This window comes from Evansella tamaricis, from assembly GCF_019042215.1.
GTDB lineage: Bacteria > Bacillota > Bacilli > Bacillales > Salisediminibacteriaceae > Evansella > Evansella tamaricis.
Genome location: NZ_JAHQCS010000096.1, coordinates 39,493 through 59,756 on the forward strand (window position 1 = coordinate 39,493; position 20,264 = coordinate 59,756).

At 36.1% G+C, this 20,264-nt stretch carries 25 protein-coding genes, 1 tRNA gene and 2 riboswitches; of the genes, 16 read left to right on the forward strand and 10 right to left on the reverse strand.

The genetic code is table 11. From position 1 onward, the window contains the following. Nucleotides 1–193: 193 nt before the first annotated feature. On the forward strand, nt 194–727 hold the full coding sequence (locus tag KS419_RS11165; protein ID WP_217066487.1) for a DUF4269 domain-containing protein: 534 nt from the start codon (nt 194–196) through the stop codon (nt 725–727). Nucleotides 728–916: 189 nt separating this feature from the next. Here KS419_RS11165 and KS419_RS11170 read toward each other — a convergent pair whose 3' ends face one another. Next, nucleotides 917–1,537 (reverse strand): magnesium transporter, encoded by a 621-nt coding sequence (locus tag KS419_RS11170; RefSeq protein WP_217066488.1) that lies wholly within the window; start codon nt 1,535–1,537, stop codon nt 917–919. A 209-nt stretch (nt 1,538–1,746) separates the two neighbouring features. Beyond that, nucleotides 1,747–1,914: riboswitch (M-box (ykoK) riboswitch) on the reverse strand. 605 nt (nt 1,915–2,519) lie between these two features. Here KS419_RS11170 and KS419_RS11175 point away from each other — a divergent pair. From KS419_RS11175 to KS419_RS11200, 6 genes are all read left to right on the forward strand, one after another. Further along, the gene (locus KS419_RS11175) at nt 2,520–2,690 is read left to right on the forward strand and encodes a hypothetical protein (protein ID WP_217066489.1); all 171 of its coding nucleotides are present in this window, start codon (nt 2,520–2,522) and stop codon (nt 2,688–2,690) included. Between the two features lie 48 nt (nt 2,691–2,738). Then, nucleotides 2,739–2,905, forward strand: a riboswitch (M-box (ykoK) riboswitch). A gap of 406 nt (nt 2,906–3,311) precedes the next feature. Further along, nucleotides 3,312–4,685 (forward strand): magnesium transporter, encoded by a 1,374-nt coding sequence (gene mgtE, locus KS419_RS11180; protein WP_217066490.1) that lies wholly within the window; start codon nt 3,312–3,314, stop codon nt 4,683–4,685. A gap of 233 nt (nt 4,686–4,918) precedes the next feature. After that, entirely contained in the window at nt 4,919–5,533 is a 615-nt protein-coding gene (locus tag KS419_RS11185) for an MgtC/SapB family protein (RefSeq protein ID WP_217066491.1), read from the forward strand. 168 nt (nt 5,534–5,701) lie between these two features. Next, complete coding sequence (locus tag KS419_RS11190) at nt 5,702–6,106, forward strand: fluoride efflux transporter FluC (protein ID WP_217066492.1); 405 nt, start codon at nt 5,702–5,704, stop codon at nt 6,104–6,106. After that, complete coding sequence (gene crcB / locus KS419_RS11195) at nt 6,103–6,486, forward strand: fluoride efflux transporter CrcB (protein ID WP_217066493.1); 384 nt, start codon at nt 6,103–6,105, stop codon at nt 6,484–6,486. Before KS419_RS11190 ends, crcB begins: the two co-directional genes overlap by 4 nt. A 153-nt stretch (nt 6,487–6,639) precedes the next feature. Beyond that, nucleotides 6,640–7,104 carry a hypothetical protein gene (locus KS419_RS11200; RefSeq protein WP_217066494.1) on the forward strand — a complete coding sequence of 155 codons (465 nt, stop codon included), beginning with the start codon at nt 6,640–6,642 and terminating at the stop codon, nt 7,102–7,104. A gap of 188 nt (nt 7,105–7,292) precedes the next feature. Here KS419_RS11200 and KS419_RS11205 read toward each other — a convergent pair. The 3 genes from KS419_RS11205 to KS419_RS11215 form a co-directional block, all read right to left on the reverse strand. Further along, nucleotides 7,293–7,368 (reverse strand) — tRNA-Asn (locus tag KS419_RS11205). Nucleotides 7,369–7,543: 175 nt separating this feature from the next. Beyond that, nucleotides 7,544–9,376, reverse strand: a complete 1,833-nt coding sequence (locus tag KS419_RS11210) for a coiled-coil domain-containing protein (protein WP_217066495.1) — start codon at nt 9,374–9,376, stop codon at nt 7,544–7,546. Next, nucleotides 9,373–11,439 carry an efflux RND transporter permease subunit gene (locus KS419_RS11215; protein ID WP_217066496.1) on the reverse strand — a complete coding sequence of 689 codons (2,067 nt, stop codon included), beginning with the start codon at nt 11,437–11,439 and terminating at the stop codon, nt 9,373–9,375. Before KS419_RS11215 ends, KS419_RS11210 begins: the two co-directional genes overlap by 4 nt. 139 nt (nt 11,440–11,578) lie before the next feature. Between KS419_RS11215 and KS419_RS11220 the strand changes: the two genes are divergently transcribed. From KS419_RS11220 to KS419_RS11250, 7 genes are all read left to right on the forward strand, one after another. Next, the gene (locus KS419_RS11220; RefSeq protein ID WP_217066497.1) at nt 11,579–12,148 is read left to right on the forward strand and encodes a TetR/AcrR family transcriptional regulator; all 570 of its coding nucleotides are present in this window, start codon (nt 11,579–11,581) and stop codon (nt 12,146–12,148) included. A 227-nt stretch (nt 12,149–12,375) separates the two neighbouring features. Further along, nucleotides 12,376–13,191: a DUF2935 domain-containing protein gene (locus KS419_RS11225; RefSeq protein WP_281419792.1), complete on the forward strand. Its 816-nt coding sequence runs from the start codon at nt 12,376–12,378 to the stop codon at nt 13,189–13,191. Nucleotides 13,192–13,493: 302 nt separating this feature from the next. Then, entirely contained in the window at nt 13,494–13,907 is a 414-nt protein-coding gene (locus tag KS419_RS11230; protein ID WP_217066499.1) for a VOC family protein, read from the forward strand. 168 nt (nt 13,908–14,075) lie between these two features. Next, complete coding sequence (locus KS419_RS11235; RefSeq protein ID WP_217066500.1) at nt 14,076–14,504, forward strand: hypothetical protein; 429 nt, start codon at nt 14,076–14,078, stop codon at nt 14,502–14,504. Nucleotides 14,505–14,602: 98 nt separating this feature from the next. After that, a complete protein-coding gene (locus KS419_RS11240; protein WP_217066501.1) occupies nt 14,603–15,151 on the forward strand; it encodes a GNAT family N-acetyltransferase in 549 nt (182 codons plus the stop codon). A 120-nt stretch (nt 15,152–15,271) separates the two neighbouring features. Then, on the forward strand, nt 15,272–15,667 hold the full coding sequence (locus tag KS419_RS11245; protein WP_217066502.1) for a VOC family protein: 396 nt from the start codon (nt 15,272–15,274) through the stop codon (nt 15,665–15,667). A gap of 118 nt (nt 15,668–15,785) precedes the next feature. Then, nucleotides 15,786–16,244, forward strand: coding sequence for an SAM-dependent methyltransferase (locus tag KS419_RS11250; protein WP_217066503.1), 459 nt, complete (start codon nt 15,786–15,788; stop codon nt 16,242–16,244). A 657-nt stretch (nt 16,245–16,901) separates the two neighbouring features. Here the strand turns inward: KS419_RS11250 and KS419_RS11255 are convergent. Next, the gene (locus KS419_RS11255) at nt 16,902–17,432 is read right to left on the reverse strand and encodes an Hsp20/alpha crystallin family protein (RefSeq protein WP_217066504.1); all 531 of its coding nucleotides are present in this window, start codon (nt 17,430–17,432) and stop codon (nt 16,902–16,904) included. A gap of 104 nt (nt 17,433–17,536) precedes the next feature. Between KS419_RS11255 and KS419_RS11260 the strand changes: the two genes are divergently transcribed. Then, complete coding sequence (locus KS419_RS11260) at nt 17,537–17,770, forward strand: hypothetical protein (RefSeq protein ID WP_217066505.1); 234 nt, start codon at nt 17,537–17,539, stop codon at nt 17,768–17,770. A gap of 27 nt (nt 17,771–17,797) precedes the next feature. Further along, nucleotides 17,798–18,154: a hypothetical protein gene (locus KS419_RS11265; RefSeq protein ID WP_217066506.1), complete on the forward strand. Its 357-nt coding sequence runs from the start codon at nt 17,798–17,800 to the stop codon at nt 18,152–18,154. 89 nt (nt 18,155–18,243) lie between these two features. Here the strand turns inward: KS419_RS11265 and KS419_RS11270 are convergent, their stop codons facing one another. The 5 genes from KS419_RS11270 to KS419_RS11290 all read right to left on the reverse strand — a co-directional run bounded on the left by KS419_RS11270 (nt 18,244) and on the right by KS419_RS11290 (nt 20,157). Then, nucleotides 18,244–18,489 carry a hypothetical protein gene (locus KS419_RS11270; protein ID WP_217066507.1) on the reverse strand — a complete coding sequence of 82 codons (246 nt, stop codon included), beginning with the start codon at nt 18,487–18,489 and terminating at the stop codon, nt 18,244–18,246. A 20-nt stretch (nt 18,490–18,509) separates the two neighbouring features. Further along, on the reverse strand, nt 18,510–18,755 hold the full coding sequence (locus KS419_RS11275) for a hypothetical protein (protein ID WP_217066508.1): 246 nt from the start codon (nt 18,753–18,755) through the stop codon (nt 18,510–18,512). A 382-nt stretch (nt 18,756–19,137) separates the two neighbouring features. Further along, nucleotides 19,138–19,626, reverse strand: coding sequence for a spore germination protein (locus KS419_RS11280; RefSeq protein ID WP_217066509.1), 489 nt, complete (start codon nt 19,624–19,626; stop codon nt 19,138–19,140). Between the two features lie 11 nt (nt 19,627–19,637). After that, nucleotides 19,638–19,883, reverse strand: coding sequence for a hypothetical protein (locus tag KS419_RS11285; protein WP_217066510.1), 246 nt, complete (start codon nt 19,881–19,883; stop codon nt 19,638–19,640). A 28-nt stretch (nt 19,884–19,911) separates the two neighbouring features. Next, entirely contained in the window at nt 19,912–20,157 is a 246-nt protein-coding gene (locus KS419_RS11290; RefSeq protein ID WP_217066511.1) for a hypothetical protein, read from the reverse strand. Between the last annotated feature and the right edge of the window lie 107 nt (nt 20,158–20,264).

The following is a 20,264-nucleotide window of genomic DNA, read 5'->3' on the forward strand; positions in this document are numbered from 1 at the left end:
TGTCATTCCTCCACTACCCTACGCTCGTGATCTTAGGCGAATGCGCTTTTCATAATGATTGTAATATTCTTTAACAAAGGCAAGATTTAATAGATTCCCATTAAATTGTCGCGAATCTTAAGAGGAGTAAGTAAATTACGGTCAATGACGAAACCCTCTCTTTTAAAGGGGAGTAGTTAGTATAGGAGGTCACATGTTACATTTCATCGAGCAGCTGAAATTTGGTAATGAAAAACAACAGAGAGCTTATTATGCCATAAGTAAATTAGGAATAATGGAAGATTTAGGAGTTTATAACCCTATCCTATGTGGAACCCTACCAATTCAGATTGACATAATAGACTCCGATTTAGATATAATCATGGAAGTGTATGATTTTAAGCAGTTTGAAATAAAAGTGAGAAACTTATATGAGAATACAGATAACTTTAAACTGAAAGAGATCGAAATTAGAAATAGACCAGTCATCAAGGCAAATTTTCATTTTCAAGGTTTTGAATTTGAACTGTTTGGACAAGCCCAACCAGTTAATAAACAAAATGCTTATTTACATATGGTCATTGAAAGTAAAATACTTGAAGAAAATCCAACTATGAAAGAAAAGATAATCTCATTAAAGAAACAAGGATACAAAACAGAACCGGCCTTTTGCAAAGTTTTAGGATTAACTGGAGACCCGTATATAAGCCTGTTGGAATTTGGAAAAGCAAATGGATATTTAGAATAGATTTGTAATCTATACACGTGGCTCGCTCTCAACTAATCTAGTATTTAAAGAAGTAGAGAAGGAGGTAGTTATCTCCTCTCTACTTCTATCTTAGTGTTAGATAACATTTGACTAGTCTGTGAACTCCAATCAAATAATTCTTTAGAAGGCATGTGTCTTCTTTCAAAAGCAGTTTATTTGTTTTCCTGTTTACAGTAAGTGTGATAACAAAATAGTAGCTAAACTGAAATAGATTAATAGGCCAGTTACATCTTTAATGGTTGTAATGAATGGATCTGATCCAGCAGCTTGGTCGAACCCTAATTTAACAAGAATATAAGGTATTAAAAATCCAAGTGTTGTAGCGATTGTTACCGTAAAGAATAAAGAAAGACCTACGACTAACCCAAGTGCAAAGATACCTTGCCATAAGTATGCAATGATACATGCGGCAACCCCAAGGGCAGCACCCATACTGACTCCGACTAAGACTTCTTTTGCTAAGTGACTTTTCCATTTATCAAAGGTGATTTGTCCTAGTACATATGCTCTTGTGAAAATTGAAGAAGATTGTGTACCGGCATTTCCTCCCATATCCATAATTACTGGTATGAAAATAGCTAATATAACGATTGCCTCTAATGCTTCCTCGAATGCGCCAACTACTGCTCCAGCAAGCATTCCTCCGATTAGTGTAATAATTAAAAATGGTAGGCGAACTTTCCAAATTTGTAGAACTGATCCGTTTACTAACACATCACTTTTAAGTGCTTCCTTTGCTTGATAATCTTCTAATTCTTTTACTTTTAAATCTGATTCTAATCTTGCCATTTTGATATCCTCCTCTGTGACATGTGTTGGACCATGCCTGTAATTTTTTGTTTTTGAAAAAAATAAAGAAACTCGAATGACTCAGGTTCAGGACTACTATCCAAGACATACCACCTCCAGACATCAAAAAATTAAAAAACACCTTCACGAATGAAGGTGTTAAGCACAGCAAAACAAAGCATGTACAGTACAATGTACAATACAATAACTATTTCCTCCATTCGTAGAGCTTTAGCACTGTACGGCATAGGACAAATGTGTCCAGCTACATTAAAAATCACCTTAATTCGATGATTCCTGTTGACCCATTGGCGTCTTTGGACATTTTTGGGCAGCAGCGTGTCTCCGTACAGGAGCCTCACCTAACGAGGTATTCAGTTAAATTCACAAGTTCGATACTATAGCATATTTTTCGTGGTGTCAATAACAAATTTAAAATTAAAATAATCGCACTTTTATATAGATAGGACAGTGCAAAAGCTCTACCAGTTTAAGAAATTAGCATTATGCAAATGATTTTTTTACTATGGAAGATAACCGACAAAAGGCAATATAAACGAAAAACGAAAACCAGCAAAAAAGATCTTCAACTCCCAATGAGAATGAGAGAAACCATTATCGTGGCATTTTTTTGCATTTTGTTGTACAGGGATAGAAGCATGATTGTCAATGAGTTCTCTATCAACGAATTATAGTAGACTCGATGTTAATGTTGATGTGGTGTTATGGCATGGACGTTTTCCTGTTTTTAAGAGAAAGAGAAGCAGAATCTACTAGTTCTGGAACCTTCGGGCATGCCACAGGACGTGGAGTTTTGCCTGATTGACGGATTTACTCCAGTGCGATATTTGTAGAGGAAGAGACAGCATGGCTGCGGGGCACTTCAGTGAGGCTACTACTTGTGTTGCATCATGTAGCGTTGCTAGAAGTAATTGCAGGACAAACATTTTTATTTAATTAGCTATGTTTAAGGATGATGTTGATGATTGAATATAGTGTTGATTGTAGCGAACCGCCCGGGGATAAGAAGACACCATGTATACGAACGAAGGGAGTAGACATGGATGGCGCACTTGTGCCTATGGTGAAAGAGAGTGTCCTAAAGCGAAAATCAACAACAAAGAATAATACAGCAAATTTATTAAAGAAATAGTTATTGACAGTACATTATTATTGATGTAAAGTTTGCATAGTAAATGGAATAAAACCTCGTTAGGTGAGGCTCCTGTGCTGGAGATACGCTGCTGCCCAAAAATGTCCAAAGACGCCAATGGGTCAACAGAAACCATCGACATAAGGTGGTTTTTAACGTAGCTGGAATGTTTCCTATGCCGCACAGTGCTAAAGCTCTACGAATGGAGGAAGATACTCATGTGCCAGCATGCCTATTTAGGCAGGTTTTATGGTACTTTCATTGGGATGGTTACATTCCCCACCTTCATTCGAGAAGGTGGGGTTTTTGAATTTTATTTTTTATTGGAGGTGGTAATTAGACATGGATAGTGCTCCTTGTACTAGTTGTTATACTACTTTTTTTATGGAGAAAACGAGCTATAGATACTGTGGGTCTGTTACTACTTCATATTCTGTACGAATAATTTAGTCATTCTTGCTTTTATAGATATTGTTTTTCTCTAGTCAGGAAAAAAATTTTGTTTTAATAATGTATGAGATGGGGAAATCAAAGGAAAAAGGTGAATATTTTTTTTACATAAATAGGAACCTATGAGAATAACACCTTTCTTATGCATACTTGTCAAAGGAGGTAATAAAGATGAACAGATTAAATGAAGAGGCACGTGAGAAGTATTTCGAAACGATCTTCAAGTCACTGAAGAATAAAGATAAGAACGTATTTCTTGAGTATTTTTTGGAACTGCATCCCACAGATCAGGTGGAATTATTTCAACAACTCTACAAAGATAAAAGACCAATGTTTTATGAGTATTTAACACCAGAGCAATTTGCAGAGATTTTCCAAGGGTTAGAGGTGGAAGAACAGAAGGAAGTTGTTAAAGAGCTCGATAAAACCTATGCTGCAAGTATGTTTAACCACATGCAAGCAGATGATATAGCTGATTTCTTAGGAGAAATCCATGAACCACACGCGAAAGATATTTTAAACGCCATGGAAAAAGAAGAGGCGGATGAAGTTATAGAACTAATGTCTTATCCAGAAGAGTCTGCTGGGGCATTAATGACGAAAGAGTTCATTTCTATAAAAGCTACTGATACTGCATCAGAAGTCATGGATCATTTGAGAAAAAAAGGACCTGAGGCAGAAACAGTTTATTACCTCTATGTTGTAGATGCGAAAGATAAGCTAGTTGGTGTTGTTTCTTTACGTGATTTAATTGTAGCCCAATTAAATGAAACAATAGAGAATTTAATGAGTACACAAGTTGTGTCAGTTGAATCCCATACAGACCAAGAAGAAGTAGCTAGGTTAATAAAAGATTATGATCTACTTGCAGCACCGGTAGTAACATCCACAAATGAACTCATTGGTATCGTTACAGTAGATGACGTAATGGATGTACTAGAAGAAGAAGCAACGGAAGACTTTGATGATTTCACTGCAGCAAAAGGGGCAACGGATGTTAATATCACGTCCTTTTCTGCAGCAAAAAGGCGTTCCCCTTGGATTATCATGTTAATGTTCTTCGGGTTAATTACGGCTGGTGTAATTGGTACATTCGAAGAAACACTGGAAGAAATAGTGATTTTAGCTGTATTTATTCCCCTTATTATGGACTCAGCAGGGAACACAGGTACACAGTCTCTAGCGGTAATGGTTCGTTCCCTTGCAACAGGTTCATTTGAGAGAAGAGGTTTACTCCATACGATTAAAAGGGAATTTGGCACCGGTTTAATGCTTGGATTAATTTGTGCCGTTGTATTAATGATCGTTATCCCTTTCCTCTATCCTGAAGGCGGTGTGATATTGGCTGGTATAGTTGGGGTTTCTATATTCTTAACCTTAAGTGTGGCTACGATCATTGGTGCGGTTGTTCCGGTTGCAATTAATAAATTGAAATTAGATCCTGCTATTGCATCAGGACCGTTTATCACAACCGTTAACGATATATTAGGTTTATTGATTTATTTCTCTATCGCTACCGCATTACTTGATTATTTGCCTCGATAGAACTTCTTTTATGTGATGGTTCTGTGTAGAGAGATACTCCTGTCTAACAGTTAATCATAAGTGAGGTTAGCTTTCTTTTCATGGTGTATCCCTTTATCAGATACTCATTAAACAATGGAAGATGGATTTCATGGTAAGACACCTTCTTCTTTGAAGGTGTCTTTTTTGAGAGAATTCGAATAATATTACTTGAAAAACGAAATTACACTTATCTTTTGAGAGGAGGTTATCCCATGGTAGTTGATTTAGAAATTATTCTTAAACTAACATTGGCCTTGTTTTTTGGTATGTTAATTGGCATCGACCGGCAATTAAAGCATAAACCTTTAGGTTTAAAAACAAGTATGGTCATATGTGTGGCTAGCTGTCTAGTGACAATTGTTTCCATACAATCATTCCATCTTTTTGCAACCCCTACTTATAATGCAATGGACCCAATGCGACTAGCAGCACAGATTGTAAGTGGTGTCGGGTTCTTAGGAGCAGGAGTAATATTAAGAAGAAATAATGATGTCATTTCTGGATTAACAAGTGCCGCTATGATTTGGGCCGCCTCCGGTTTAGGGATAGCGGTAGGTGCCGGATTTTACTTTGAAGCATTGATTGCCGTGGTTTTATTAATTATAGCTGTAAACTACCTGCCTATGGTTATAAAGTCCGTGGGACCAGCCACTCTAAGAGAAAGAGATGTTTCCGTAAAAATAGTGATGGAGCCAAATTATAAAATGACGGAGCTAGTTAAAATAGACCCTGCAGTAGCGTCAGGACCATTTATAACAACCATAAATGATTTTGTTGGTTTATTTGTTTATTTATCAATCGCAACATCTTTACTAAACTATTTGTAACAAGTCAAACAGATGGACATTTTCCCCTATAAAAAAGTAGGGATTCTTACACTCACTGTTGGAACGAATAAATTTGTTCCACATTTTAAGAATTAGTATAATATTAGAAACTGACCTAAATGTATTGAATAAGTAGTGTCTATATTCATGGAAGGAACGGAACATATCATGTGGAAGAATATTTTATCGATTGGAATTGGTGGAGCATTAGGTACAATAACAAGGTATTTCTTAAACTTATATACGTTGTTTGTTGGATATCCGATCGGAACCGTCATTGAGAATATATTAGGTAGTTTTTTGTTAGGTATTTTGACAGCATGGTTTCTGAATCGAAAATCTCGAGAATGGGTAAAGGTGGGAGTGGGCGTTGGATTTTGTGGAGGTTTTACAACCATGTCCACTTTAGCTGCAGATTCCTTTTTTCTGGTTCAAGAAGTTTCCATCCTGTCGTTTCTAATCTATTTATTCCTTTCTTTATTTGGGGGACTTACATTGGCCTTTATGGGATTACTACTAGGAACTAAGTGGAGTGGAGAAAAAACGAATGAATCGGAGGGAGGACTCTCATGAATGTTCTCTTAGTTGGTTTAGGTGGAGCAGTGGGAGCGGTTGCCCGATATTTACTGGGCGTTGGTATAATGAAAAAGTTTCCACATCCCCCTATTCCAATAGCAATGCTAGTTGTGAATGTGACCGGATCCTTTGGTTTAGGGATTTTCTTCGCCATCGCTTATGGTGTAATACCATTAGCATCCTACGATGCTCCACTATTTTTACTTATTGGAATCGGTTTTTTCGGTGCATTTACAACCTTCTCCACCTTTAGTATAGAAACGATACAACTAATAAATGAGAAGCTAATAAAAAAGGCAATCCTTTATTTTTGCTTGTCCATTTTTGGCAGCATCGTTACTTTCCTTATGGGATTTTCTCTCGCATTGCTTATATAATCTCTTCTTCACTCCACTCTCAGTTAATTCCTTACTTCATCCAGTAGGGAATTTTTTTTGTTAGTCCCTTTCACTGTAATACTACCAAGAACTTCCCAGCGTATTAACGGGATAGAAAGCCATCATATAAAAGAAAGGAGGTAAGGATATAAAATGAAAAAAATTGCTATAACAATTTCCATGGCAACGTTAATCCTTGCTGGTATTACTGGATGTGGTGATGCAAATCAAAATGATGATGGAGCAGGTGCTTATCAATATCAGACAGGTCAAGGGACTACAAACGGGCAAACACCTGGGCAAACAGGAATTACTGAAAACGATGGTGCACTCGGTGGTCAGGGATTACGTCAATCTGCCCAACGGAGAACGGGAATGTTTACTGGACAAAGAAATAATCCCACGGAGCAAGGGAATGGAAGCTTTGGAAATCAAGGCTCTAATCAAACGGATCAAACCTGGCGGACAGGTCCAACAGGACAGGAAGGACTTTCACGTCAGAGAGGTCAAATTGGTTATGGAACATATGGATCCCGAACAGATCTTGGTTTCAGCCAGAATGGTAATGGAACACATGGTCAAGGGGGCAGTGGTACTGGAAATATAAACAGTAGATAAGATCATTTTCATGGAGAAAGCAGAATGGGGCACTAGCAACATCACTATGGAAAGAAAACAGTGAGCATTGGATTATCGCTTCCAAGGGCTCACTGTTTTCAAACTTATTAATATGAATGGGACATTAAGTAAATTCGGAAGGAACCGAACTACATACAATCTATTTGCTAGTGATTATACTTATAAGTTGGCTCCACAGGTAGGACTCGAACCTACGACCGATCGGTTAACAGCCGATTGCTCTACCAACTGAGCTACTGTGGAATAATTAAAATATCATCTTCAAGACCGACAGTTGATAGTATGGAACACACTAGACTTTTTTAAACCTTATAGCATAATATGATTTAATTAACAATTTTCAGTCATTTTAACTAAAAAATCTGTTGAGAATGCTAACTAAAAAAGGAATGGCATGAAGGAATGGATCTTCATGCCATTAAAACAAGTTCATTAAGCGTTCCCAGAAACTTGGCTTCTCTTCTTCCTCTTCGGTATTTGTTTCTTCATCATCTATTTCAATTGCTTCTGTCCGAAGAACAAACTGAACAGTGCCTACATTTGTATTCAACTGTGACACAAAGGATATTGGCTCAAAATCTGATAAATCGAATTCGTCCATGATCGCGTCGATTTCCTTTTGCAATTGTTCCGGTAAATCACTTGTTTCAGTTGCCAGTTCATTCGTTCCATCATATAGTTCACCAACACCACTTTCTAATTCAGATGTTCCATCTGCCAGATCATTAATTCCAGAATCGATTTCCTTGTAGGCACTTGTTAGCTCTGATACTCCGTCTGTATATGTTACTAATCCTGCATGGAATTCACTGTAACTTTCAGAGAGGATGGCTATTCCATCAATTAATTCCTCAAATGCTTCCAATCCTTCGAAACTATCTATTCCTCCGCTCATAATATCTTCAAGGGCAGCTAATTGGCGGTTAAGGTCGTTTACAGAGTTAATGGAATCTTCTGTTGTTCGATCAATGTTTTCGAAGGCTTCATTCATCTCATCAAGCGCTCTTCTTGCCTCTTGAGCTGTATGATGGACTTGCAATAAATGGTCGAGTGTCTCGCGGGCAATTCCAGTTTCATACAATCTCTCCATATCTTCATCAAATGTTTCGGGAGGCTCGGGAATACGGTTCAGGGTATCTTCTAACTGAGAAAAGGCTTCTGAAACCTCTTTATTAAAATCTGTAAGATCCGCAACTATATCTTCTATGTTCCCATCAAACTGGAAGAAACCTTCTAACAATTCATGAATATCATCAATATCCAAATCTAAAGATGCACTGCCGAGTTCATCATTTATCATTGCGAGAGAGTCATCGATCGTTTCCGAAGCATCAATGATATCAGAAGAGGCGTTACTAATTTCCATCATTCCTGCATGAAATTCACCGGAGCCATCGCTCAAGCGGTGTACTCCATCATTCAATTCAGAAACGCCTGTCAACAAATCAAAAACACCATTATTTATCTCTTTTATGGCATCACTTAATGTTCGCAGTTCTTTTGTCATTTCATCTGTTTCTAGATCATCCAGTGCCATTGACAATGGAATAGCGGCAATTTCAATTCCCCCCATCTCAAAGTCCACCACATCTGCAAGTAAGCTCAAGTCAGCGTCACGATCAGGCATAACGGTATAAGATACTTGCCTCTTTTTACCTGAATTTGCAATGGTACCATCAGGTGCTTGTATATTACTGATGATGTCCGTATCAAGAGTGAGCGAGAATTGTAACGTATAGTAATCATAAAAAACACGGTTAACCTGCTTATTTTGCGATGTTTTAATGTTTATCAGTAATCTTCCTTCCTTCCCAGGAAGGTCATGGGGAGAAATTTCTTCTCCATCAAGCATGTAGGAAATCTCTATATTCCAAGGTAACTCTTCCTCTTCCATATTCCCTTGATAATAAAACCAACCTTTGGAAGCCTCCATTTGAACCGCATTTGTCACTCGCTCTATTTCATTTAAATTTGTTAAATTTTTGACTGTTGAATAGTTTCCATAATCAATAACAGTACCAGGTTTTTCTATATCTAACATATTAACGACATAGAGATCCGTTAACCCGCCAGTAGCAGTTAAACGTCCGTAAATAACCTCATCCTTTGAAGTTACTTTCCCATATGGATTTGTCTCTGCTTCTATATCGTTAGTGGAATCATCATCGCCTTCTATGGGCTCAGCCATTCCGATTGGAAAGGGGAAGGCGAGAAGTATGGCGAGAAAAATCAGTATTATTCTCTTTTTCATTTTTCAGTTCCCTCCCTAAAAAAACGTGCTCTTAAAGTAGTAGTCCCAATTACTTTGTCCAGCAAATATAACAGCGCTGGCAGGAAGAATAGGACCATAATAAAGGCCAGCAATGCTCCTCTGCCAATAAGTAATCCAATAGACGAAACAATCGGATTAGTTGAGGTGATCCATAAGATAAAACCAACACTGGATAATATCCCAGCGGATATGGAAATGGAAAATGTCTTTTCATTTAATGTTTTCTTAATCGATTGCCGCGCAGGCATCTCTTTTCGATTCTCCATATAGTTTTCTGTAAATAGAATCGCATAATCCACCGTTGCAGCAAGCTGGACCGTACTAACCACTAAATACCCAATAAAGACTAACGGAGTATCGGAAAAGTATGGGAAGGATAGGTTAATCCATACCGCAGTTTGGATTGTCAGTAACAAAACGACTGGAATCGTAATGGATTTAAACGTAAAAAGTAATACGAGTGCGATGGCAATGACTGTTAGGGCATTTACAATGGTATTATCCTTTAACACAATCGTTCTCATATCGTATAATGCAACACTTTCACCAAGACTATAATACTCATCACCATAATGGGAGAAAGCTATATCCCTGACTGTTTCTACTGTTTGGAATGCTTCCTCACCCTCTGATTCTGTATCAGTATAAAGGATGATCTGACTGTAGTTTTCTGAATGAAACCTTTCTGTAATCGATTCATCGAGATATTCTGGTGGTATTACAGAACTGACAGATTGATTATAGGAAACCACGCTTGTGACACGATCTAGTTTCTGTAAGTCTTGTTCTAGCAATACTTCTCTTGCCACTTCTCCTCTCGGAACTAACAGTACAATTGGCGTCGACATTCCGAAAACCTCATCGATCGCTATTATATCCGCTCCGAGGCGAGAGGAATCTGGCTGTTCCCCAATGCCATAAATGAACGTCGTTTCTTTTTGTGCTAAATAACTGGGAACTATGATCAGAAAAACTAGGAATAAGCTTATGAATCTTACTTTCATCACTTTGTTTCCAATCGTTTTGAAGCTTGGAAACAATGGTTTATGTTCTGTTTTATCGATCCACTTGTAAAATAAAAGTGTTAACGCTGGCAAAAATACCATGACACTTATAAAACTTAATAAAATTCCTTTTACAAGGTTAATGCCTAAATCTGCTCCAATTTCAAATTTCATAAACGTCAGTGCCATAAAACCAAAGAATGTAGTGGCAGCACTTGCAGAAATTGCAGGAAAAGATTTTTTCATAGCAAGCTGCATCGCCTCTTCTGGATTATCAGTTTTCTTACGATAATCGGTAAAACTGTGCAAAAGAAAAATGGCATAATCTAGGGACACGGCAAGCTGTAAAACTGGAGCAACGGATTGTGTAACAAAAGATATTTCGCCAATAAATATATTTGTACCTAAATTGATGAGTATTGACACTCCGATTGCTGTTAAGAAAAAGAGGGGTTCTATCCACGATGTTGTCGATAAGATAAGAATGATGATAATAATCGGAACTAATAACAAAGCGGCGTACATTGTTTCCGTGAAAGCCATCTTTTGGGAAACAGCGGTTTCGGCGGCTTCTCCAATTAAGGCATTTTCCTCACCGATCAATTCATAAATCGCATCAGTAATTACCACTTCTTCCCCTTCTGTTACCGTTAGGGAGAACAGGGCATTGTTTTCGAGATAATACTCCTCAATAATGTTTTCATCTGCCATTTCTAAAGGGATTTTTAGGTCGATGACGTCATCAAGCCATACGACGTCAGTAACACCTTCGATTTCTACAAGCCACTCTTTATATAATAAGGCTTCTTGCACCGAGACTTCCCTAATCATCACTTGTGCATTTGGAAGTGTGCTATCAAATTCTTCTTCCATTATTTCAATCGCTTTCGTGGAGGGGGAGTCCTCAGGTATATAGTCGTTCATGTTGTAATTTATCGGTACAAAAAACTGGATAATGGCACTAATTACAGTTAATATCATAAAAATAATCACAATGGATTTTTTGTGTTTAATGATCTGGGAAGCGAGGTTTGCCAATCTAGAACAACTCCTTGAAGTTTCACTAACTACTAATTATAATGACACTGTGTTGATTAATCAACGAACAGTTAATTATCGTATGATGAATAAACAACATATTACAATAAATTGTTGGAGAACTAATGGGGGATTGTTGATGAGTGCTAAATTAGACCGGAGAAAAAAATATACACGTCAAGTATTAAAAGAAAGCTTTATAAAAAAATTGAAGGAAAAGCCCTTTTCAAGTATCACTATAAAAGAAATATGTGATTATGCAGACATTAATCGTTCCACCTTTTACTCTCACTATAGCGATCTGAAGAATCTTCTCAATCAAATCGAAGATAACATCATCTCAGATTTAAATAAAACACTGTCTGATTACAACCACACGAAAAATGAAGAAGCGATTCAAATGATCGAAAAACTGTTAGAATATCTTGCTGAAAATCGGGAAAGTTCGCAAACGTTATTTAGTGAACACGGTGATCCCACCTTCCAGAAAAGAGTGATGCAATTAGCACAAAATCACATGTTGAAATCATTAGAAGGAGAGGGAAGTAATCAGACCACCTTTAACTCGGAGTACTTAAGTATTTATATTGTCAATGGAAGCATCCATGTGGTTCAGCATTGGCTAAAAAACGGGTTAAAAGAAAGCCCTAAAGACATTGCGGAAATGATAGCTAATATTTCGTTTAAGGGGTTCTCCGCTTATAAATAAAATTCGTTTTGCGGGAGCAAGGTGATGGTTACGTTCCATTTTCTCAAGGACCTGGTTTTTGTCTTTTTACTTTCCCAAATAAAGCGTTTGACGTAAAGTACGGCAAAACTTTACCAAATCAAGGGAAGATACTTTTCTTTGCTCTTTTTTAGAGAATTGGTGAATACAATGGTTTAGAAGCTTAAATATGGGAGGGTTAATATGAGCTCGAATCCATTTATTTCCCCTTGGGAAGAACACCAGTTTGGATTGAGGTGTTAGAAGATCATGCCATCTTTGCACGGGATTATTTATCTCCAATGGAAACTCAGTATGTTGAAATTGGGTCACAATATGCTAAAGGGTTTAAGACTTTAAGAGGAAAGTTGAAGGAATTACCTCCAAATCTTTCTGCAAAGTCGGAAGTGATGATGTCATTCGCTAGAGAAGTCCACCCTTTAGCACACGGGTATTATCAATTTGAAGGGCACCTTCAGCAATTACGAATATTAAATCAAGTTAATATTGAGTTAACACCAACTTATTTTAATGGAACGTTAGGGGAAAACCAAGTATATTTAAGGCTACTGGAATATTTCGTGAGAGGACAGGAACCTGTGGAATTACCGCTAGTAGATTTAATGGATTTATGGTTAGAGGACCAGTTAGGACATGCAACGTTATTACAAAATCACTTAGACCCGATTGAAGGACCACTCCACGTGAGAACAAGGGAATTTATGAAAATATTTCAGGGGCATATGGTAAGAAACCATCACATGCGGAATTATTTACGCTTCATTGAACCTGGCTTTCCTGCACAAAAGCTGTTTGCCCGTGAAGTTGCAGAAAGCATTGTTGCTCTAAATTCTTTTGTAACAAAGGTATGGGAAAGATTTAAAAAAGACGAAGTGTTAAGCCGATTAACTCTTAGATTTATTGAACATCACTTTACAGAAACCTGTTATTTCCTAAGAAAACTTGCCTATTTTGAACCGGAAATTTATCAAATACCAGAATGCCCTCTAACCAAGCCATCAAACTATGATCCACCAATTGAATAAATTGAGAAACATATTTGGGAGCTATAGTTAATGATTAAAAATCTGCAATACTATTAACGATACAAAAAATTACAGACAAAATTTAAATTATTTAGACTTTTAGCTCTCTAATAAATCTGCTATATGATAAAATAGGCTATAGGAATTTTTTGGATGTTTCATAACGGAACAGAGATTAGAAGCTGCATATGCGGCTTTTTTTAATGTTAATAGATACGTTTTGGTACATCCGCTAATGTCTAGTTCCTTCGCATACTCGTTCTTGTTCACTATTATTTAGTTGAGTTAAAGGAGTGACAAATATGGCAAAAAGACTGGGATTTACATATATTTTTTGTAACGATTTGGAGAGAATGAAGTGGTTTTACACTAAAATACTTCATTTAAACCTTATTTGGGATAGTAAAACATCGATTGCTTTTAAGATTGGTGAACACCAATTAAGTATTGAATTCAACGAGAACTTCAACATCTTATCTTCTAAGTTTTCAAACCAACCAGGTTGGGAAGGGGGAACAGAACCGAGAACCGGTTGGTCTCTTGAATGTGATAAAGAAGATTTTATTGAAATTGTTAACTCAGCTATAATGAACGAAATACCAGCATATTATAACGAACCAAATTGGAAAGGTTATTGGAGCTTTCCTATTTTAGATCCTATGAATAATACAATAGAAATTACATGTACTGCAGAGGATATTCCAAATAATATTTAAGTTGAAATGAGTAAATAAAGAAATACTCATTTGTGAAAAATAGACTAAGTAAAAGTTGACATTTATGCTGTAGCAGTCTCAAGGTAGTTTCATTGGATACGAAGTTATCATTTTTCATACGAATCTAAGGAGTAGGGTTTACAAAAAATAAAAGTGGAGGAATAAAGAATGGATATAATAGTAAAACAACGGGTTTTACAAGCATTGAGTTTAACAGACGACTTTTATACTCATATAAATGGTGATCATTTAAGATTAAGAATATCTGACGTCCCTTCAAATACAATTGGAGAGCAAGCATATTGTATTATCGGAGCAAGAGAAAGTTACTTAAAGGCTTTTATTATTGGTAAATGGGATGGCTTTGAATGTAGTTTATCGGATAGTACTAATAAAACTTTAATCAATAGCAAATTAAAAGAAACTCATACAAATATAATAAGATTCTTACAAGATAATAGCATAGGTGAAATAAATCCTAACTTTTTAATGGACTTATTGGAACATGAGGTTCAGCATCACGGACAATTAATACGTTATGCTTACGCTAATAATATTGAGTTTCCTAAAAGTTGGAATATTCGTTATACGGTATAGTTTCTTCTTTCGGGAATACGTTTGCACCACAGGATTTTATGACAGTGTGTCACTAGCGGGAGGACTGTTCAAAAAAAACACTAACGGGGGGAAAAGATATGGATCAACTAGTTACTGAAAGGTTAATATTAAGAGACTGGCAATTAACGGACAGCAAGGACTTGTATGAATATGCTAAAAATGAATTAGTAGGTCCTAATGCTGGTTGGCTACCACATAAAAATGAAGAAGAAAGTAAAGATATTATAAGAATGTTTATGCGAAATAATGATACATATGCAATTGTTTTAAAGGCCGAAAATAAAGTTATTGGTAGTATAGGACTTCATGATAGAAAACCAGATGAAAGTCTTGCGGAACTAAAGCAGAGGGAGATTGGTTATGTCTTAAATCCTAACTATTGGGGAATGGGAATTATTCCAGAAGCAGTAAAATGTCTAATTAAATATAGTTTTACTAAACTAGATTTAGATTTAATTTGGTGTGGACATTTTAATTTTAACCATAACTCGAAAAGAGTAAGTGAGAAATGTGGATTTAAATATAGATTTCAGAAAAATGAAACCTTAAAGTTGTTAGATAATAAGGAAGTTACCACTTTATATTATTGTATGTTTAAATCTAACTATATTGGACATAAAAATTGAGTTAATCAATCATTTCATTACACTAAAGTGTTTTGATGATTACTATTTAGAGTAAAGGGTGCGATTGTATAACAAGGTCTCGAATTATCTGATAGATTAATAAAAAGGGGGTTATTCATTTTGTTACAAGGGCTTTTACACCACATTGAAATATATGTTTCTGATTTGAAGCGTTCAGTTACATTTTGGGGTTGGTTATTAGAAGAATTAGAATATGAGCCCTATCAGGAGTGGGAAAGGGGACGAAGTTGGAGAATTGGAGAAACATACATCGTCTTCGTTCAAACAGATGAAAGGTTTTTGGACATACCTTACCACAGATGTGGAGTGGGTCTGAATCATTTGGCGTTCCACGTTAGTTCACGTCAACAGGTTGATGTTATGACAAGAAAGTTAAAAGAAAAGGGTGTTAAAATTCTCTATACTGATAAACATCCTTTTGCAGGAGGGGAAGATCATTACGCCGTTTATTTTGAAGATCCAGATAGAATTAAAGTTGAATTAGTAGCACCTTGACCACTCTATTATTACACAGGGGAAGGAGATATTAAAGACAACTAAACGAGAAGCGATAAAAACCTACAGTGAAGTTATAATGAAAAAAAACTAGATTATTCGAAATGAGGGAAATGGAATGATTACATTAAATCCTATAGGTGTTGCTTATAATCAAAGAGAAGAAATTGAAGATGACTACTGGGGGGAGGTAGTAAGTAAGATTGTTTTAAATAATTCCCTTCCAGAAGAAGCTTTAAGTGAAATTGAAACTTTTTCTCACTTAGAGATCATTTTTTATTTTCATATGGTGGATAAGGATAAAATTGTTAAGGGAGCAAGACATCCAAGAAATGATAAAAGTCTACCTAAAGTTGGGATCTTTGGACAACGTGGAAAAAATAGACCTAATCAATTAGGGCTTACAACGGTAAGGGTTCTTAAGCGAGAAGGAAGAGAATTATCTGTAGTAGGACTTGACTGCATTAACGATACACCAATATTAGATATAAAGCCAGTTATGAAAGAATTCCTTCCGAAAGAACCGATTGTTCAACCTAAATGGACACATGAAATTATGAAAAATTATTGGAGTTAACATAATGTATTCGCCATACCAGAAGTAGAGAAGCCTGATTTTCTAAAACGACGTGGTGGCTTTCGGTTACAAGTTGGAGATGATGAGGTTTTTGTAGGTATAGAAGATGGGTTTGATAGATTTTCAACGAAGTCACATTTAGCCTATGAAGTGAATGGTATAACACATTGGAAAACGTTTAGAGGAGAATCACATCAAAATAATAAATTCCATCCCCATACCAGGTTTATCAATAAAAAGGGCTATACAGTGATACATGCTCAAAATGTATAATACTGTATATCCTTTCCTCCTTTTACATATAATACCACTTAGATTATGGAAGTTGAGAGGGACTGTAATGTGGAAAACAATTCGTTAAATAGAAAAGAACTGGAAGAAATGAAGCTCTTCGCTCGTGACCAAAGAGCAATTCTTCATGAATAAGCTACGATTTGTGTCGACGGATTCATTTCTTCGAAATACTAATAGAGGAAGACACATTGGCTTTGGCGTTTTTTTAATGAGCCTGAGCCCCGGTACAACATTACTGTACCGGGGCTTAGGTGCCTTTTTTGAGGAGCTAATGAAGCTCCGAATCATTGTTCTTAATGGAAAAATACACCTACATATGTGGAGAATGATATTTTTCAATCCAGAACTCTTGATGGAAGAGGGTTATTCAAAAACAATCGTAATTTCGTGATAGTTTACATTTGGATCCTTTGGAATATTTACTTCCAATACACTGTTTTTAAATACTGACATGGCACCATCTGCTTTTCCAAGAGCGGGTAATTCGATAATCTCAGGAGGGTGATTTGGGATACCCTCTATTCTTAAGTGGTTTGCTGCATGAAATATTTTCAATTGGTTTGGATGTATGTGATGTGGAATAAGAATTTTTACAATCATATTATAATGGCCTTCAAATATCTCTCTTTTCAATGGTTGTGGTGATTGATTAGGGTTTATATTCGGGTTTTGTGATTGGTTTGGGGTCTGCCCTTGAGCCCTATCGGGAGAATTTTGTTGATCCGTATTTGGCATTGATTGCTTTAAAACATTTTGGATGTACTCCTCAATCCATTGTGGATCCTTTCCACCTGCACCAAAAAAGGGATTTCCCATAAAACCCTTGTCTTTAAAGATATTTTGAAATTGATTCCAATCCATTTTTCCCTTAATAAACTTATCCCTCTCATCCATTAGAAACACCACGCTTTCTGAAAAAACTTATTTTACTAATACCTTATTCATATTAAAGTTGTGTGAAAAATAGAATAGAAGTAAAGACATAAGGAGGCTTATTGATGGATATAAAAATAAATGTGAAAAGCATTAGTATCAATCAAGTTTCAGGATCTTCAGGTGTTTTTTCCGGTCGAAACACACATATAGGTTGGAAAAGCTCATCAAAACAAAATGAAGGATTTGGTAAAGTAGAGGGACAAGATAATCTTGCCGAGAATAATATGAGTATTACCTTCGATCCGGACTATATCGACGTTTATCGCCCCCCGCAAAAGAAAGATTACAAGGAATAGAGGCCAACAGTAAAGGAGGCTCCTTATATGGCATCTTTTTCTCCTACATTTTATATAGGTAACATTCGCATCGGTACCGTTGAAGGGTCATCCAGTGTGAATATTGGACACAACACAAATTCAGGGTTTAAAAGTGAAAAGAAACAGAATCAAGGATTTGGATCCATAAGCGGGGACAATAACTCGTTTAAAGATTCAAAAACGCTTTTAGATGATGCAGATTTTCTTGATATGTTTAACGGCTCATTAAGTGATGATATTCCTGAGTGGCTAAAGGAAAAAATACTGTCTACTTTGGAGGAAGAAGCAGAGTCGGACAATGCGTCAACCGATGATGAATCAATAAAGGTAAATATTGTGGATGAGGAAAAGAAAAGAGACTGAAAAGATGAATATGACTTTTCTTTTACAATGAAAACTTCTTTTACCTTAAGTATCGAGTAATTTTCCCTAGCCTTCAAGACTAAAATTGTTTATGCTTGTTGATTATTAAGGCCAGGCTTAATGTCTTGGTCCATGATTGGAGCATCAATTAAGTCAGTATCACCAACAACATTCACGTTATTGGCTGTTGCATTAATCCCTAAATATTGTCCATTACCATAAGTAAATTTAACATGCCCATCCCAACCAACTGTATTATTGTTTCCTGCAAAAAGGCCGGTATTGTTTGATTGTGAATTTATGTTTACCGCCGCAAAATTAACTGCAATTGCCATATCTTTTCCTCCCATTTATTTTATAATTGTTGATTATTAAGACCAGGTTTTATGTCTTGGTCGTTTATAGGTGCATCAATGACATCCTGATCCATTAAAATATTCAAGTTATTAAAACTTCCGTTCATTCCCAAATATTGCCCATTTCCAAAACTAAATTTAGCGTGGCCATCCCAGCCAACTGAATTATTGGATCCTAAAAATACACCAGAATTATTACTCATTGAGTTGACGTTTATTGCTAAAAAATTAATAACAACCGCCATAAATAACCTCCCTTTCCATTTAGGTTACTAAGGCAAGAAATAGGGGAACTACGTGTCTTTAAGTAAATTTCCCCTATTAATTGAAAGTCTTATCTTTTTACATTATTCAATTTATGAAAGAATGTGCGAATATGGAAGGATTGAAAAAGGAACATCCATCAGAAAGAGGAAGGATGCACCTTTTTATTAGAAAGTAGAAGTTCCGTTTGGAACAGGAAAGGGAAAGTGAAGTAGAGGGGAGCATAATAAAACAAGGTAAAGTATAGAGAGGCCATTTCAGTTTTTTTTTTAGAAAATTTGAAAGAACAGTCTAACGGAAACATAATCCCTTCACAATTTCTCATGGATGGCATAAGCTATATTGATTTTAACGCTATAGTAGTTAGAGAGTTTGATTCATATATCCAGGTTTGTAGTCCTGATCATTGATTGGTGCATCAATATAATCGGTATCGTTTAAACTATTAGAGACATTAGCTAATACATTCCTACCGGTGAAGTTGCCGTTTCCATGATTACGTTTACTATGACCACTCCAACCCACTTGATTATTTTCACCTACCGCAACGGTAGAGTTATTGATTAAAGCATTGACATTAATAGATCCAAAATCCACGTTCGTAACACTGTCGTCTGGATATTTATGACTGTATATATTATCCCGATCATCTATAGGAACATCAATCATGTCATTATCGAAGACATGAGAAGTGTTATGTGCGGCGATCCCCTGACTGACAGATCCAAAGCCGCTATTTGCTTTGTAAAAAGTAGTCCAGCCGTTCGCTATATTGGTACCAGAAAAAATACCTGAACCATTCTCTACGTTATTCACGTAAAAGTTATTAAAATTAACCTGAATATTTCCCATAGAACTCTCCTTTACCATTGTTGGTTTTGAATTCCATATTTTATATCTTGATCATTAATGGGTACATCAACAACATCTGAATCATTCCCCACATTAATATTATTTGCTGTGTGATTCATCCCAATAAACATGCCGTTAGTATATCCAAATTTAGAGTGGCCATCTCTGCCAGTTTGATTATTAACCCCTACATGGAGGGATGAATTATTTACTTGATTACCGATGTTTACATTTACAAAATTAATCTTAATAGTCACTATATTCACCTCTTTTCTTATTAAACAGTTAAAACTGCTGATTATTAAAGCCGGGTTTAAAATCTTGATCAAAAATTGGAGCATCTATTATATCTTGGTCAATTACGACGTTTGAATTATAAATTGTTGAATTCATTCCAATAAACATGCCATTTCCCATACTGAATTTAGCGTGCGCATCCCACCCCACATGATTGTTAGCACCTACAAATACACCACAGTTGTTGTTCATATTATTTACATTAATTCCAATGAAGTTCATAACAACAGCCATTAACAACCTCCTTTAAACGATCTTCCTTGAAGTAATTCATGACCGGAATACATAAAGCTTATTTATTAATATTATTCAATATACAGCCAATCCTAAAACCGAAAGTT